The following is an 11,733-nucleotide window of genomic DNA, read 5'->3' as shown; positions in this document are numbered from 1 at the left end:
ATGGATGGCAAGGAGTCGGTATGAGCAGTAACAATCCGGAACAGTGGCGCAGCAAACTGAGCGCCGAGCAGTTTCACGTCTGCTGGGAGAAGGGCACAGAGCGCCCCTACAGCGGCGCCCTGCTCCACAATCGCAAGAGTGGTGACTATCTCTGCGTCTGCTGCAAGAGCGTGCTGTTTCACTCAGGAGCCAAGTTTGACTCCGGCTGTGGCTGGCCTTCGTTCGATCGGGCCATCGAGGGCACAGTGACCTACACAGAGGACAGAAGCCACGGCATGAAGCGGGTGGAGATCACTTGTAGCCAGTGCGGATCCCACCTGGGGCACGTCTTTCCCGACGGGCCGACCGAGACCGGGCAGCGTTACTGCGTCAACAGTCTGAGTCTGGATTTCGATCCCGAGGCCTGAGCGACCAGTTTGAACATGAAAAACGGCGCCCCATCACGGAGGCGCCGTTTTTTTATGGTGCATCACCCACCATCTGGTTCAGGCCAGCAGCATGGCGGCCCCCACCAGCAGTGCGGCAATGGCCAGAATGGGCAGCTTCAATATTCGCAACAGATAGAAGCCGACGGCGGCCAGCGCCAGATCGGTCGGCACCTGTACCGCGCTCTGCCACACCGGTTGATAGAGAGCAGCCAACAGCAAGCCCACCACGGCGGCGTTGATGCCGATCACGGCCCCTGCCAACCGGGGGCGGGCTAGCCAGCCCTGCCAGCAAGGCCCCAGGGCCCACAACAGCAAAAAGCCGGGCAGGAACAGCGCCAGGGTCGCCAGCAGGGCTCCTGCCAGCGGCGTGGTTGGTAGCAGCTGAGCGCCGAGATAGGTGGCCAGGGTGAACATGGGGCCGGGCACCAGCTGGGCCAGACTGTAGCCAGTCAGAAACTGCTGCTCGTTGAGGGTGTGGCCCACGCTCTCTTGCAGCAAAGGCAGCACCACGTGGCCGCCGCCAAACACCAGGCTACCCGCCCGGTAGAAGTCGGCGACCAGCTGGCTGGCGGGGCCAGTGGCCAGCAGCGGCAGGCCGACAAACAGCAGGGCAAACAGCAGCAGGGTGGGCCAGTGGGGCTGGCGCATCGATAATGGCTGAGCAGGCGAGGGCTGTGGGCCTTGGGCTTGCGACTCCCCGACGCGGGCACAGAGCAGGGCGGCGCCGAGCAAGAGGCCGAGCTGGGTCAAGAGCCCGGGTTGCCACCAGAGCGCAGCGGCTGTTGCCACCATGATCCCCTGGGCCAGCGCCGTCTTGCAGAACTGACGGCTCATGGTGAGCACAGCATCCGCGACCACCACTAACGCCAGCAACTTGAGGCCGTGCAGGGCGGCATCCAGCCAGAGGTTGGCCGTTAGTTGTCCCACCCCGATGGCGGCGGCCATCAACAGCAGGAAGGAGGGAAGGGTAAAGCCGAGGAAGGCGGCCAGTGCCCCGCCCAGGCCTGCCTTGTGGCGGCCGATGGCGAAGCCGAGCTGGCTGGAGGCTGGGCCCGGCAGCAACTGACACAACGCCAGCAGCTGGGCGAATTCGGCCTGACTCAGCCAGCCCAGCCGTTCGACGAAGGTGCGCTGGAAATAGCCGATATGGGCGGCGGGCCCGCCGAAGCTGACACAGCCCAACCACAGAAATTGAATGAATACCTGCCCCACCTGTTCACCTCCTCGTTGTCTTCATAGACCCGGTTGGGATGATATGACAAAGCGGTGACTTTTTTATGACAAATCGGGGTGGCTGGCAGAGAGCAGCGTACTGCCAGTCAGCAGGCAATGGTCACACTGTCGGCTGGCCTGGTTGAGGCAGGTAGCAACGGTCGGCCAGCCAGCAGGCGATTGATTGGCGGCTGGCATCGAAGTGGGGCTCTGGCAGGTCGCGGGGATCGCACCAGACCCAGCCTTCGCATTTTTCCGGCTCCAGCAGTTGCGGCTCCCCTTCCACCCGGGCCAGCAGGGTGACCGAGATGTAGTGCAGCCCGCTCTCGCGCCAGGTCTCCAGGTTGTTGGTGACGGCGATGACGCTGGGATTGCTGATCCTGAACCCCGTCTCCTCGGCCACTTCCCGGATCGCCGCCGATTCGAAGCTCTCACCCAGCTCCAGATGGCCGCCAGCGATGGACCAGTAGGGGGCATGACTGCCCTTGCGTTTGCCAAGCAACACCTGGCCCTGGCTGTTGGTCAAGATAACGCCGACACCGACGCGGGGATAGGGAGTAGACATAAGAAAAGCTCCTTGCTGGGATGAAGCGGGGCAAACGGGTTGGTCAAGATGGCACTATCATCGACCACCGACGCGGGGATAGAGAGTGGACATATGCAAGGATCCTTGCTGAAACGGCGTATTGCACCATAAAAACGGGCCCACTTTAGGGCGGCTGGGCCCGTCATGCAAGTCGTCTGCGGCGTGATGGATCAGTCCGGTGACTCAGTCCCGCTTGACCCGCATTTTGCCGGTGTGACATCCCTCGAACAGACCGAGGAAGGCCTGCGGCATGCTGGCTAGCCCCTGATAGAGAGTCGCTTCAGCCTGGCGTGATCCGGTGTCGACGGCCGGGGACACCTCGGCCAGAAACTCGCCGTAGCGCTGCCAGTGTTCGAATACGATGAGCTCCTGCATGGTGAGGCGTTGGCGGATAAATTCAGGCCAATCCTGAATGTGGAGACTGGCAACTGTTTTGCGTGCAAATTATTCGGTCCCCAATTTTACTGGGGTATACTGGCCCCACTTGTCAGCGAGGTGCCCCCATGAGTGAATTGAAAAAACAGGTCTGTTTTGCCCTCTACAGTGCCTCCAATGCCGTGATGCGCGCCTACCGGCCACTGCTGGACCGGCTGGATCTCACCTATACCCAGTACCTGGTGATGCTGTCGCTGTGGGCACGAGATGAGGTCAGTCTCAAGGAGATTGGCCAGGAGACTGGGCTGGATGCGGGGACCCTGACCCCCATCGTCAAGCGGCTGGAGAGCAAGGGCTGGCTGACCCGCACCATCTCCTGCGAGGATGAGCGGCAAAAATGCATCGGTCTGACCGAGGCTGGGCGCCAGTTGCAGCAGGAGGTTAAAGAGTGCTGTCTGGCGGACAACTTGCGCAATCAGGTGGATTTAGCCGATGCTGAGCTGGCTCAGCTCAAGCAGCTCTGCGATCGTATCTCTGCGCAACTGGGGCGCTGAGTGCGGCCAACCCATACAGTCTGAGGATCCACCCCATGAAAATTCTGTTGCCCCTGTTTACCCTGTTGCTGACAGCCTGTAGTTCCGGCCCCGATACGCCCTTGATGGAGATAGACGATGATGCCTGGCAGGCGATCTGCAAGGACGGTACCCAGGTCCAGGCCCTGGTCGAAGAGGGGATCTGCGCGGAGCATGGCGGAGTGGCCAGTTGGACGAATCAGCCAAGAGGTGGACGGATAGTAGATGATGCCGCCAATCCGTGTGATCCAGACGCCATAAAATGACAAAATTGGCCAGCTGACCAGGTTTTTTCGCGATCTCGCCTGCACTTTGTCATCTTATTCATGGTGCACTCAGTTTTCTCTTCCCATACTGGCCCCACAGTTCCAAAAGAGGAGAGACAAGATGCAAACATCCTTGGTCGGGCTCTCCATTCTGTGGGGGCTATCCAGTTTTGGTGTTCAGGGGGATTTCATCGAGAGCCGAGATTCCGTAGCGCCATCCTGGCAAGCTGAGTCCAGAGTGGAGATGGAAGGTTATCTGATCGAGCCGCTGGGCGAAGACCGCTGGCTGTTCGACAATGGCAGCGAGAGTCTGCTGGTCTCTCTGCCCCAGGGGCAGCGGGTACCCACTGGCGAGCGGTTGCGGGTGAGCGGTGAGCCCCAGCAGGAGCAGGCCGGTTGGCTGCTGCAGGTGCAGGATGTCAGCCAGGTTGCGGTCTGACAGACGTGCCATCCAGCAAGCAAAAATGAAAAAGAGGAGGCCCTGAGCCTCCTCTTTTTGTTATCGGTTTTGTCGTGATGGCAGAGAGAGTACCGCTCTGCCATCACGGCCGCTGGCGACCCTACCCCAGATGATTGAGCGGCAGCGCCGTCTTGTGCTTGATGCGACGCAGTACGAAGCTGGAGCGCACCCCGGTCACGCCCGGAATGTGGGTCAGCTTGTCCAGCAGGAAGTGCTGGTAGTGTTCCATGTCCCGCACCACCACCTTGAGCTGGTAGTCGGCGTCGTTGCCGGTAATGAGGTCGCACTCGAGCACCTCTGGCAACTCCTTGATGGCCTTGTCGAAATTCTCGAACCGTTCCGGCGTGTGTCTGTCCATGGAGATATGGATATAAGCGGTGAGGGTAAGCCCCAGCTGGCGCGCGTTGAGCAGGGTAACGTGGGTATCGATGAGACCGGCATCCTCCAGCGCCTTGACCCGGCGGGAGCAGGGGGAGGGGGAGAGCCCGACCAGCTCGGCCAGCTCCAGGTTGCTGATGCGGCCATTTTCCTGCATCAACTCCAGAATATGCCTGTCTATGCGATCAAGTTTCAGCATTCTCCGTTCCTCGTTGCAATTACTAATTCACTTTTCCTAGATTAAGGGTGAACTATTGCAAAAACAACTGAAAAGACATGCTACTTCGCAACCACTCACCGCGCAGGGAGGGATACTATGGTTACATCTTCCGGTGGCAAAGCAGATACCTGACCGGGTCTCTGTGGTGAAGGACCTTACCGGGTCACCAACCCCATCAGCCGTCAGACCTTATCGGGAAACGACGGGCTGGAACGAGAGCACCCCCTCCCCCGAAGGCAACAAAGCAGGCATCCCGGCGCCTGCTTTGTTGTTTCTGGCATTTGGCGATCAAGGGCTCGGCGGCGTGATGCGGTAGAGACAGCGGTGATCCCCGTCCAGCAGGTATTGCTCCCGCTCCACCCCGGCGGGTGCCAGCAGTTGGCGAAACAGCGCCAACTCGCTACGACAGAAACCGCGGCACGCACGCGCCGCCGCGCAGATCGGGCAGTGGCTCTCCCATAGCAGCCAGCTGCCATCCTCCTCCTGGCGCATGTCCGCCATATAGCCCTCTCGCGTGCGCTGCTCTTTCAGGGCGGCCAGCCTGTCAGCCAGCGCTGGCTGGGTCAGCTGTGCCTGATAACGGCCCAGCTGTTGCTGCTCCCGCTGCTGGATCAGCCGCTCCATGCCCACTTCGCCAAACAGCTGCTGGATATTGTCGATAAGCTGCAAGGTCAGATCGCTGTGGCTATCGGGGAAGCGCTGCCAGGCCTGCTCGGTCAGATGCCACAAGCGCACCGGGCGGCCACGGCCGCGCGCCTCATCACGAAATCCCACCCAGCCCTCGGATGCCAGCGCGGTCAGATGCTGGCGGGCGCCCATGGAGGTCATCTGTAATTGCTCGCCCAGCGTGGCGGCGCTCTGGGGCCCGTGACTCTTGAGCAGGAACAGGATCTTGTCGGTGCTGGCGTTCATTGAGGGCTTCCCGTTATCGACAGGTACGCCAAGGATCCGGGGTATCGCAATAGGATCTTGTCAGTACGAAGGTTCATGGTGCCATTATGGCGAGCTGCCTCTTTTAAATCAATAATTCGCTTTACTTAATGGCGTGCCCTGCTCAATATAAATAAACCAAAAACTTTATTTAATGGGGCTGACATGGATGGGATCAAGGGGCAGGCGACCCTCTGGGTATTGGTGATGACGGTGACGCTGGCGGTGGCGGGTTTCAGCCTGCCCTCGCCCGTGCTGGCGCCACTGATGCTGGATCCGGCGCAGGGTATGCTGACACCAGAGGCGTCTGACTGGAGTCGCAAGGTGTGGCTGGGTGTCATTATGGGGCTTTATCCGCTGTTTCAGCTGGTGGGATCCCCCTGGCTGGGACGGCTTTCCGATCGCCACGGCCGCAAGCCGATCCTGACAGTCTGTCTGGTTGGCGTGCTGGTCGGTTATGCCCTGATGGCGTTGGGGATCGCCTGGCGATCCTTGCCACTGTTGTTGTTGAGCCGGGCGGTAGAGGGATTCTTCAATGGCAACATCGCCATCGTGCAGGCGATGGCGGCTGATATGAGCACCACCAAGACCAAGGCCCGCAGCTTCACCTGGATCAACATAGGCATGAACCTGGGCTGGGTGCTTGGCCCCATGATAGGGGGTTATGCCGCCGTGGTATCGGGGGATTACAGTCTGGCCGCCTGGCTGGCGGTGGCCATGACCCTGGTCAACTTGCTGCTGGTGCTCTGGTTGTTGCCCAATAAGGCCCCGGTTGCCCCCAGCCAGCAGGCGCCGTCGCTCTCTTCCCGTCAGCTCTTGCTGCAACCGGCGCTGTTGCCCTATTTCGTGCTGACCCTGCTCAGCTACGGGGCCGTGCAGCTTTACTTCACCTACTTCAACGTCTGGCTGGTGGAGCGGCTGGCCTGGGATCCGGTCCAGCTGGCGCAGGCGGCCGTGCTGGTGAGCGTGCCCATGATGCTGGGATCCTGGCTGGGATCCCGCCTCGCCCGTCACTGGCGTGGCAGCAGCCTGGGGGTCGTCGGCCATCTGGTGATGGCGGCGGGCATGCTGATGTTTGTGCTGCCGGATCACTGGTGGGGATTGGCACTCACCTTCATTCCGGCAGGGATCGGCATGAGCCTGGGGGAACTGGCGACCTCGGTAGCCGTCTCCAACCGCAGCCACGCCGAGCAGCAGGGGCAGGCGATGGGGATCTACCGTGGTCTGGCGGTAGGCAGCGAGATCCTGGCCGTGCTGGTGGGCAGTCTGGTGCTGCTGGCAGGGACAGAGTGGCCCTTCTATCTGGCCGCGATCTCTGGCCTGCTCTGTGCCCTCGGTTTCTACGGTCTGCGCAAACGGGCTGATCGACGCCAGCGTCTGGCGAGCTGTGTCGAGCCGGGTTGAGGAGCCGTGGACGCGAGGGACTTGCCGTGTGCCCCAGTCAGATCACAGTTCGGCGATCCGCTATCGGGCAAGGCTTGCATCGGGGCGCCGGGTCTGGGACGGTAAGGCTCTTTGCTGATTTGTTTGAGGCTGGAGGAGCTATGAGTGAGTACAAGGCCATCGCGCTGGATATGGATGGCACCCTGCTGACCCGGGATCACCAGATCTCGTCGGCAACCCGGGCTGCACTGGCGCAAGCTCGCGCCCACGGCATCAAGGTGCTGCTGGTGACGGGGCGCCACTTTATGACGGCACGCCCCTTCCACCACGAGCTGGCCCTCGATACCCCCATCATCTGTAGCAATGGCGCTTATCTCTATGATCCGGCGCAGGATCGGATCCTGGCGGGCGATCCACTGGCCGTCGCGCCGCTCACCGCACTGCTGAGAGAGGTTGAGGCGCAGCAGATGGGGGCCCTGTTTCACCTGAGCGACGGGATCGGCTACTTGGGTTGCGAGGATCACGTGACCCGAATACGCCACTGGTCGGCCAATCAGCCGGATCATCTCAAGATCTCCCTGCTGCCTGCGGACGATCTGGCGAGCTGGCTGACGCACCCGATCTGGAAGCTGGAGCTGTTCAATCAGGATCCTGCCCGCCTGCACACCTTTATGGGCGAGGTGGTCGAGCAGATGCCCTTTACCCGCGACTGGGCGGCCCCCTATGCGGTGGAGCTGGTGCAACCCGGTTGCAGCAAGGGCAACCGGCTGGCCCAGTGGGCGGCGAGCGAGGGGATAAGGATGGAAAACGTGGTGGCGTTTGGGGATAACAACAACGACATCAGCATGTTCGAGCAGGTGGGGCTGGCGGTCGCCATGGGCAATGCCGCCCCCCATGTCCAGGCCCATGCCGACCTGGTGACAGCCGATCACAACGAGGACGGCATAGCGCTGGCGTTGCAGCGCTGGGTCTTGCCGGCGTAGAGGTCAAGCCGGGCCGGCGCGGCGAACCGTGGCCGAGCCCGCTTGCATTAATTGCCGAAGGAAAACTGGATCACCCGATCCGGGAAACGGATCCGGTTATAGTCGCGGCGCAGCCCCTCGTAATGGCGGATGGCGCGTTCGCGCTGGGCCCGGTAGTAGTCACGCTGTTTGCTGTCGTTCTCATTGCGGATCTGCCGATCCAGCTGTTCGATATCCCGCTCTGTCCGCTCCATGTCGCTCTTGATCTCGCTGAGCTGCTTCTCCAGCTGGTACTCCTTGCGACCGCGATCGTACTGGGTGAGGAAGCTGGCATCGTTGGGGCAGACCCCCAGATACTCGGCGCCGGACTTGCCTTTGCTGTAAGCGAGCTCGGGAATGCAGTAGAGCTCCAGCCCCTTGGCATAACCCCGCTTCCACTCGGCTTCATCCACCTTGAGGCCATACTCGCCACAGGTCGACACATAGTCACGGGTCGCCTGACGGGTCTTGCCCTGTTCCCCATCCTGATAGCCCAGGTTGTACCAGCTCATGGCACGGCACTCCTCTTCCGACAGCGAGCTGCAACCGGCGAGCAGGAAAGGCAAGGTCAGCAACAGGATTTTGGGGGACATAAACGGGCTCCGGTATGGATGATGGGGGCATTCTAGTGAGGAAGCAGGGTCAGGACAAGGGGTGGGGACGGGTCTTGGTTGACGCCGTTTTATGATGTTTTTGTCACTATTGGTGACGGGCTGGGGCTCACTTTCCTTGTGGTCATGGGCAAGGTAAACTGCGCCACCTTTTAACTGGCCTGTAACAAAAATAATGAAAGTCCTGACCGTCGATTACCGCTCGCCCGATGCGGCGCAGCGCTTCACCGAATCCCTGCGTACCACCGGCTTTGGCGTGCTGACCCATCACCCTATCCCCAAAGAGCTGGTGCAGTCCATCTATGACAACTGGTATCGCTTCTTCATGAGCGAGCAGAAGCAGGATTTCCTGTTCAATCGCGAGACCCAGGATGGCTACTTCCCACCCTCGGTCTCCGAGGTGGCCAAGGGCCATAGCCAGAAGGACATCAAGGAGTACTTCCACCTCTACCCCTGGGGCCAGATGCCGTTAGAACTCAGGGAGCAGGCGATGGAGTACTATCACCTTGCCAACAACCTGGCCGCCGAGCTGCTGGGCTGGGTGGAGCAATACACACCGGTTGATATCGCCGCCCACTACAGCTGCCCGCTCTCCTCCATGATCGAAGAGAGTCAGAAGACCCTGCTGCGGGTGCTGCACTACCCGCCGTTCGACGGCACCGAGGCTCCGGGCGCCATCCGCGCCGCCGCCCACGAAGACATCAACCTGCTGACCATATTGCCCGCCGCCAATGAGCCGGGCCTGCAGGTGAAGGGATCTGATGGTGAGTGGATGGATGTACCGTGCGATTTTGGCACCCTGATCATCAACATAGGTGACATGTTGCAAGAGGCCTCTCGTGGCTACTACCCCTCCACGACCCATCGCGTCATCAACCCCACCGGCGGCAGCGAAGCCAAGTCCCGCATCTCGCTGCCACTGTTCCTTCACCCGAGGCCGGACGTGGTGCTCTCCGAGCGTCACACCGCCCACAGCTACCTGATGGAGCGGCTGCGGGAGCTGGGGGTAATCTAGGCCCAAAACGTACACTCATGACAGTCAAAACCGGAGCAAACACGCTCCGGTTTTTATTTGTTGGCACGATAGCGCGTTAAATAGAATTTAATTAGGTATTAATGCCAATAAATCGTGTTTTAGCCCGATAAGCGGCGTTGTGATTGCGGGGCCCTGACCGTACTCTGGGTGCCATTTCGGGCCCAGGTGGTGGGCACCTGTATTGGAGTTCTTATGAAGCAGTCCCAATGGTCATCCCGGCTCGGTTATATCCTGGCCGCCGCAGGCTCCGCCGTCGGTCTCGGCGCTATCTGGAAGTTTCCCTACGTGACGGCCGCCAACGGTGGCGGTGCCTTCCTGCTGGTCTTCTTGCTGTTCAGCTTCACCCTGGGGGTGGCCGTACTGATGGGGGAGACACTGCTTGGCAGCCTGAGCCGGCGCGGTGTGGTGGGGGCCTTCGGTGCGCTGATGGGCAAGCGCTGGCGCTGGGTCGGGGCCATGGGGCTGCTCAGTAGCCTGCTCATCTTCAGCTTCTACAGCGTGGTGGGTGGCTGGACCCTGGGTTACACCGGCATGGCGCTGGCGGGTAGTTTGCAGCACGGAGACGGCGCGGCACTGACTGCCCGCTTCAGCGACTATGTTGGTGATCCGCTCTGGCCCGTGCTGACCCACCTGCTGTTTGCCGCCCTCACCTGGTGGTTCGTGCAGGGCGGCGTGCAGCAGGGGGTGGAGCGCACCCTGCGCTGGATGATGCCGGCCCTGTTCATCATGATACTGCTGCTGGTGGCCTTCGGCCTCACCCTGCCCAATGCCATGGCCGGGGTGCGCCACTTCCTGATGCCGGACTTCAGCAAACTCGGCATGTCCGGGGTGCTCGATGCCATGGGGTTGGCCTTTTTCTCCCTCTCCATCGGGCTCGGGATTCACACCACCTATGGTGCCTACTTGCCTTCCAGCGACGGGGTTGGCCGTTCCAGCCTCTGGGTCGTGCTGCTGGCGAGTCTCATCGCCGTGCTGGCGGGCTTGATGATATTCCCCGTATTGGCGGCGACCGGCATAGATCCCGCCGCAGGCCCGGGCCTCACCTTCATGACCATGCCGGCGGTGTTCCAGAAGTTGCCATTCGGCCAGGGGTTGGCGGTGATCTTCTTCTCCCTGCTGGTGGTGGCTGCGCTCTCCTCTGCCATCTCGCTGTTGGAGCATCTGCAGTGCTTCCTCTGCGAGAGCTTTGGCTGGTCACGCCGTGCGGCCTGCGGCCTGATCATCGCGCTGGTGATGGTGAACGGTATTCCCGTCAGCCTGTCGTTCGGCCCCTGGGCGGATGTGACCCTGTTTGGCAAGAACATCTTCGAGCTGCTGGATTTTGTCACCTCCAACCTGATGATGCCCATGTTCGGGCTGGCGCTTACCCTGTTGCTGGGCTGGAAACTGGGTCAGCAGGCGTTGCCCCGGGGATTGGCACAACACTGGCGTATCCTGGTGATGGGTTGCTGGCGCTGGCTGGCACCGTTACTGATCGGCGGGATCCTGTTGCGCGGCTTGATATGAGGTTCGATCTTGATGGGGAGCGAGCCCTTCCCACTTTTCAACCTGACTCTGTCGAGCGCGGACTGCCAACGGGCGATGACTGCATCATCCTGATCCCTGGAAAAGGCGAGATAGAGCCATGATTCGTGAAGCACTACACCTGAGTTTGTCACGATGCGATGTGATAACCCTCGCTGTTCCAAGGTGGCATCCAGCACCATTTCACCGACTGGAAATGCATCAATTTTGCCCAGTACCAAGCGCTGCAAGGCTTCGTCCACGGTTTGGTAGCGCACCAGATTGGTATATCCCTCGCGGGTGAGTCGTTCGTCATCGGCATTACCCAGCACAACCCCGACCCTTGGCAAGTGACGCAAGCCGTCGAGGCTCTTCAGTTTGTGTCTGGGTGACGGGGGTTGATAGATGATCACTTTATTCAGAAACAGTGGCCCTACCCATTTAAAGAGGGGCTCTCTCTCGGGTGCCCAATGGGTGACAAACAGCGCATATCCTGGCTCAAGCCTGGTCAGTGCCAGGGCCCGTTTGAAGGGATAAATCCGGATGGGATATGTTTCTCCCAGTTCATCTTGTATTTGCTCGATCAGGCGAACGGCGACCCCGTCGAGTTGGCCATCATGGTGGTAAGTAAAGGGCACGAGTTCATGGCTGAGCAGGGTCAGCGAGGGTTGTGCCGACAGTGTCAGGCTGAGGCTGAGGAGTGTTCCGATGAGCAGCGTTCGTTTCATGCACTGTCCTGTTGCATAGGCTGAATCAAGTGGCCGAACCAGGC

At 60.8% G+C, this 11,733-nt stretch carries 14 protein-coding genes and 1 pseudogene; 8 read left to right on the top strand and 7 right to left on the bottom strand.

Annotated elements, in window-relative coordinates:
• Nucleotides 1-20: 20 nt before the first annotated feature.
• Nucleotides 21-407 carry a peptide-methionine (R)-S-oxide reductase MsrB gene (msrB, locus tag WJM78_RS17325; RefSeq protein WP_339010809.1) on the top strand — a complete coding sequence of 129 codons (387 nt, stop codon included), beginning with the start codon at nucleotides 21-23 and terminating at the stop codon, nucleotides 405-407.
• 78 nt (nucleotides 408-485) lie between these two features.
• Here msrB and chrA read toward each other — a convergent pair whose 3' ends face one another.
• The 3 genes and pseudogenes from chrA to WJM78_RS17310 all read right to left on the bottom strand — a co-directional run.
• Nucleotides 486-1,640 carry a chromate efflux transporter gene (gene chrA / locus WJM78_RS17320; RefSeq protein WP_339010808.1) on the bottom strand — a complete coding sequence of 385 codons (1,155 nt, stop codon included), beginning with the start codon at nucleotides 1,638-1,640 and terminating at the stop codon, nucleotides 486-488.
• Nucleotides 1,641-1,761: 121 nt separating this feature from the next.
• Nucleotides 1,762-2,205, bottom strand: coding sequence for an NUDIX hydrolase (locus tag WJM78_RS17315; protein ID WP_339010807.1), 444 nt, complete (start codon nucleotides 2,203-2,205; stop codon nucleotides 1,762-1,764).
• A gap of 204 nt (nucleotides 2,206-2,409) precedes the next feature.
• Nucleotides 2,410-2,625: pseudogene (locus WJM78_RS17310) on the bottom strand (NADP-dependent oxidoreductase); the annotation flags it as partial.
• Between the two features lie 104 nt (nucleotides 2,626-2,729).
• Between WJM78_RS17310 and WJM78_RS17305 the strand changes: the two are divergent.
• The 3 genes from WJM78_RS17305 to WJM78_RS17295 all read left to right on the top strand — a co-directional run bounded on the left by WJM78_RS17305 (nucleotide 2,730) and on the right by WJM78_RS17295 (nucleotide 3,878).
• Entirely contained in the window at nucleotides 2,730-3,155 is a 426-nt protein-coding gene (locus tag WJM78_RS17305) for a MarR family winged helix-turn-helix transcriptional regulator (RefSeq protein ID WP_042038551.1), read from the top strand.
• Nucleotides 3,156-3,190: 35 nt separating this feature from the next.
• The gene (locus WJM78_RS17300; RefSeq protein WP_108535377.1) at nucleotides 3,191-3,439 is read left to right on the top strand and encodes a hypothetical protein; all 249 of its coding nucleotides are present in this window, start codon (nucleotides 3,191-3,193) and stop codon (nucleotides 3,437-3,439) included.
• Between the two features lie 121 nt (nucleotides 3,440-3,560).
• Nucleotides 3,561-3,878, top strand: coding sequence for a hypothetical protein (locus WJM78_RS17295; protein WP_042038548.1), 318 nt, complete (start codon nucleotides 3,561-3,563; stop codon nucleotides 3,876-3,878).
• 121 nt (nucleotides 3,879-3,999) lie between these two features.
• Here WJM78_RS17295 and WJM78_RS17290 read toward each other — a convergent pair whose 3' ends face one another.
• Together WJM78_RS17290 and WJM78_RS17285 are read right to left on the bottom strand one after the other, a co-directional pair.
• Nucleotides 4,000-4,476 (bottom strand): Lrp/AsnC family transcriptional regulator, encoded by a 477-nt coding sequence (locus WJM78_RS17290; RefSeq protein ID WP_005318665.1) that lies wholly within the window; start codon nucleotides 4,474-4,476, stop codon nucleotides 4,000-4,002.
• A gap of 309 nt (nucleotides 4,477-4,785) precedes the next feature.
• On the bottom strand, nucleotides 4,786-5,409 hold the full coding sequence (locus WJM78_RS17285) for a helix-turn-helix transcriptional regulator (RefSeq protein ID WP_042038547.1): 624 nt from the start codon (nucleotides 5,407-5,409) through the stop codon (nucleotides 4,786-4,788).
• Nucleotides 5,410-5,592: 183 nt separating this feature from the next.
• Here WJM78_RS17285 and WJM78_RS17280 point away from each other — a divergent pair, with 183 nt between their 5' ends.
• Both WJM78_RS17280 and WJM78_RS17275 read left to right on the top strand, forming a co-directional pair.
• Nucleotides 5,593-6,831: an MFS transporter gene (locus tag WJM78_RS17280; RefSeq protein ID WP_339010804.1), complete on the top strand. Its 1,239-nt coding sequence runs from the start codon at nucleotides 5,593-5,595 to the stop codon at nucleotides 6,829-6,831.
• A 140-nt stretch (nucleotides 6,832-6,971) separates the two neighbouring features.
• On the top strand, nucleotides 6,972-7,793 hold the full coding sequence (locus WJM78_RS17275; RefSeq protein ID WP_287146361.1) for a Cof-type HAD-IIB family hydrolase: 822 nt from the start codon (nucleotides 6,972-6,974) through the stop codon (nucleotides 7,791-7,793).
• 47 nt (nucleotides 7,794-7,840) lie between these two features.
• On the opposite strand, the gene WJM78_RS17270 is transcribed toward WJM78_RS17275, so the two are convergent.
• On the bottom strand, nucleotides 7,841-8,404 hold the full coding sequence (locus WJM78_RS17270; protein WP_042038543.1) for a DUF2799 domain-containing protein: 564 nt from the start codon (nucleotides 8,402-8,404) through the stop codon (nucleotides 7,841-7,843).
• 193 nt (nucleotides 8,405-8,597) lie between these two features.
• Here WJM78_RS17270 and WJM78_RS17265 point away from each other — a divergent pair, with 193 nt between their 5' ends.
• Both WJM78_RS17265 and WJM78_RS17260 read left to right on the top strand, forming a co-directional pair.
• Nucleotides 8,598-9,437 carry an isopenicillin N synthase family dioxygenase gene (locus WJM78_RS17265; protein ID WP_339010802.1) on the top strand — a complete coding sequence of 280 codons (840 nt, stop codon included), beginning with the start codon at nucleotides 8,598-8,600 and terminating at the stop codon, nucleotides 9,435-9,437.
• A 213-nt stretch (nucleotides 9,438-9,650) separates the two neighbouring features.
• The gene (locus WJM78_RS17260) at nucleotides 9,651-10,964 is read left to right on the top strand and encodes a sodium-dependent transporter (protein WP_339010801.1); all 1,314 of its coding nucleotides are present in this window, start codon (nucleotides 9,651-9,653) and stop codon (nucleotides 10,962-10,964) included.
• Here WJM78_RS17260 and WJM78_RS17255 read toward each other — a convergent pair.
• Complete coding sequence (locus WJM78_RS17255; RefSeq protein WP_339010800.1) at nucleotides 10,850-11,689, bottom strand: transporter substrate-binding domain-containing protein; 840 nt, start codon at nucleotides 11,687-11,689, stop codon at nucleotides 10,850-10,852. The two genes, WJM78_RS17260 and WJM78_RS17255, sit on opposite strands and share 115 nt — an antisense overlap.
• Between the last annotated feature and the right edge of the window lie 44 nt (nucleotides 11,690-11,733).

The organism is Aeromonas popoffii (assembly GCF_037818705.1).
Taxonomy (GTDB): Bacteria; Pseudomonadota; Gammaproteobacteria; order Enterobacterales; family Aeromonadaceae; genus Aeromonas; species Aeromonas popoffii.
This window is presented reverse-complemented; position numbering and strand designations above follow the sequence as displayed.

What these genes read in the sequence shown, in the direction of transcription:
- WJM78_RS17255 (WP_339010800.1), bottom strand. Translation starts at nt 11,689, where the DNA reads ATGAAACGAACGCTGCTCATCGGAACACTCCTCAGCCTCAGCCTGACA.
- WJM78_RS17265 (WP_339010802.1), top strand. Translation starts at nt 8,598, where the DNA reads ATGAAAGTCCTGACCGTCGATTACCGCTCGCCCGATGCGGCGCAGCGC.
- WJM78_RS17290 (WP_005318665.1), bottom strand. Translation starts at nt 4,476, where the DNA reads ATGCTGAAACTTGATCGCATAGACAGGCATATTCTGGAGTTGATGCAG.
- WJM78_RS17315 (WP_339010807.1), bottom strand. Translation starts at nt 2,205, where the DNA reads ATGTCTACTCCCTATCCCCGCGTCGGTGTCGGCGTTATCTTGACCAAC.
- WJM78_RS17305 (WP_042038551.1), top strand. Translation starts at nt 2,730, where the DNA reads ATGAGTGAATTGAAAAAACAGGTCTGTTTTGCCCTCTACAGTGCCTCC.
- WJM78_RS17280 (WP_339010804.1), top strand. Translation starts at nt 5,593, where the DNA reads ATGGATGGGATCAAGGGGCAGGCGACCCTCTGGGTATTGGTGATGACG.
- WJM78_RS17260 (WP_339010801.1), top strand. Translation starts at nt 9,651, where the DNA reads ATGAAGCAGTCCCAATGGTCATCCCGGCTCGGTTATATCCTGGCCGCC.
- WJM78_RS17285 (WP_042038547.1), bottom strand. Translation starts at nt 5,409, where the DNA reads ATGAACGCCAGCACCGACAAGATCCTGTTCCTGCTCAAGAGTCACGGG.
- WJM78_RS17295 (WP_042038548.1), top strand. Translation starts at nt 3,561, where the DNA reads ATGCAAACATCCTTGGTCGGGCTCTCCATTCTGTGGGGGCTATCCAGT.
- WJM78_RS17270 (WP_042038543.1), bottom strand. Translation starts at nt 8,404, where the DNA reads ATGTCCCCCAAAATCCTGTTGCTGACCTTGCCTTTCCTGCTCGCCGGT.
- WJM78_RS17275 (WP_287146361.1), top strand. Translation starts at nt 6,972, where the DNA reads ATGAGTGAGTACAAGGCCATCGCGCTGGATATGGATGGCACCCTGCTG.
- WJM78_RS17300 (WP_108535377.1), top strand. Translation starts at nt 3,191, where the DNA reads ATGAAAATTCTGTTGCCCCTGTTTACCCTGTTGCTGACAGCCTGTAGT.
- msrB (WP_339010809.1), top strand. Translation starts at nt 21, where the DNA reads ATGAGCAGTAACAATCCGGAACAGTGGCGCAGCAAACTGAGCGCCGAG.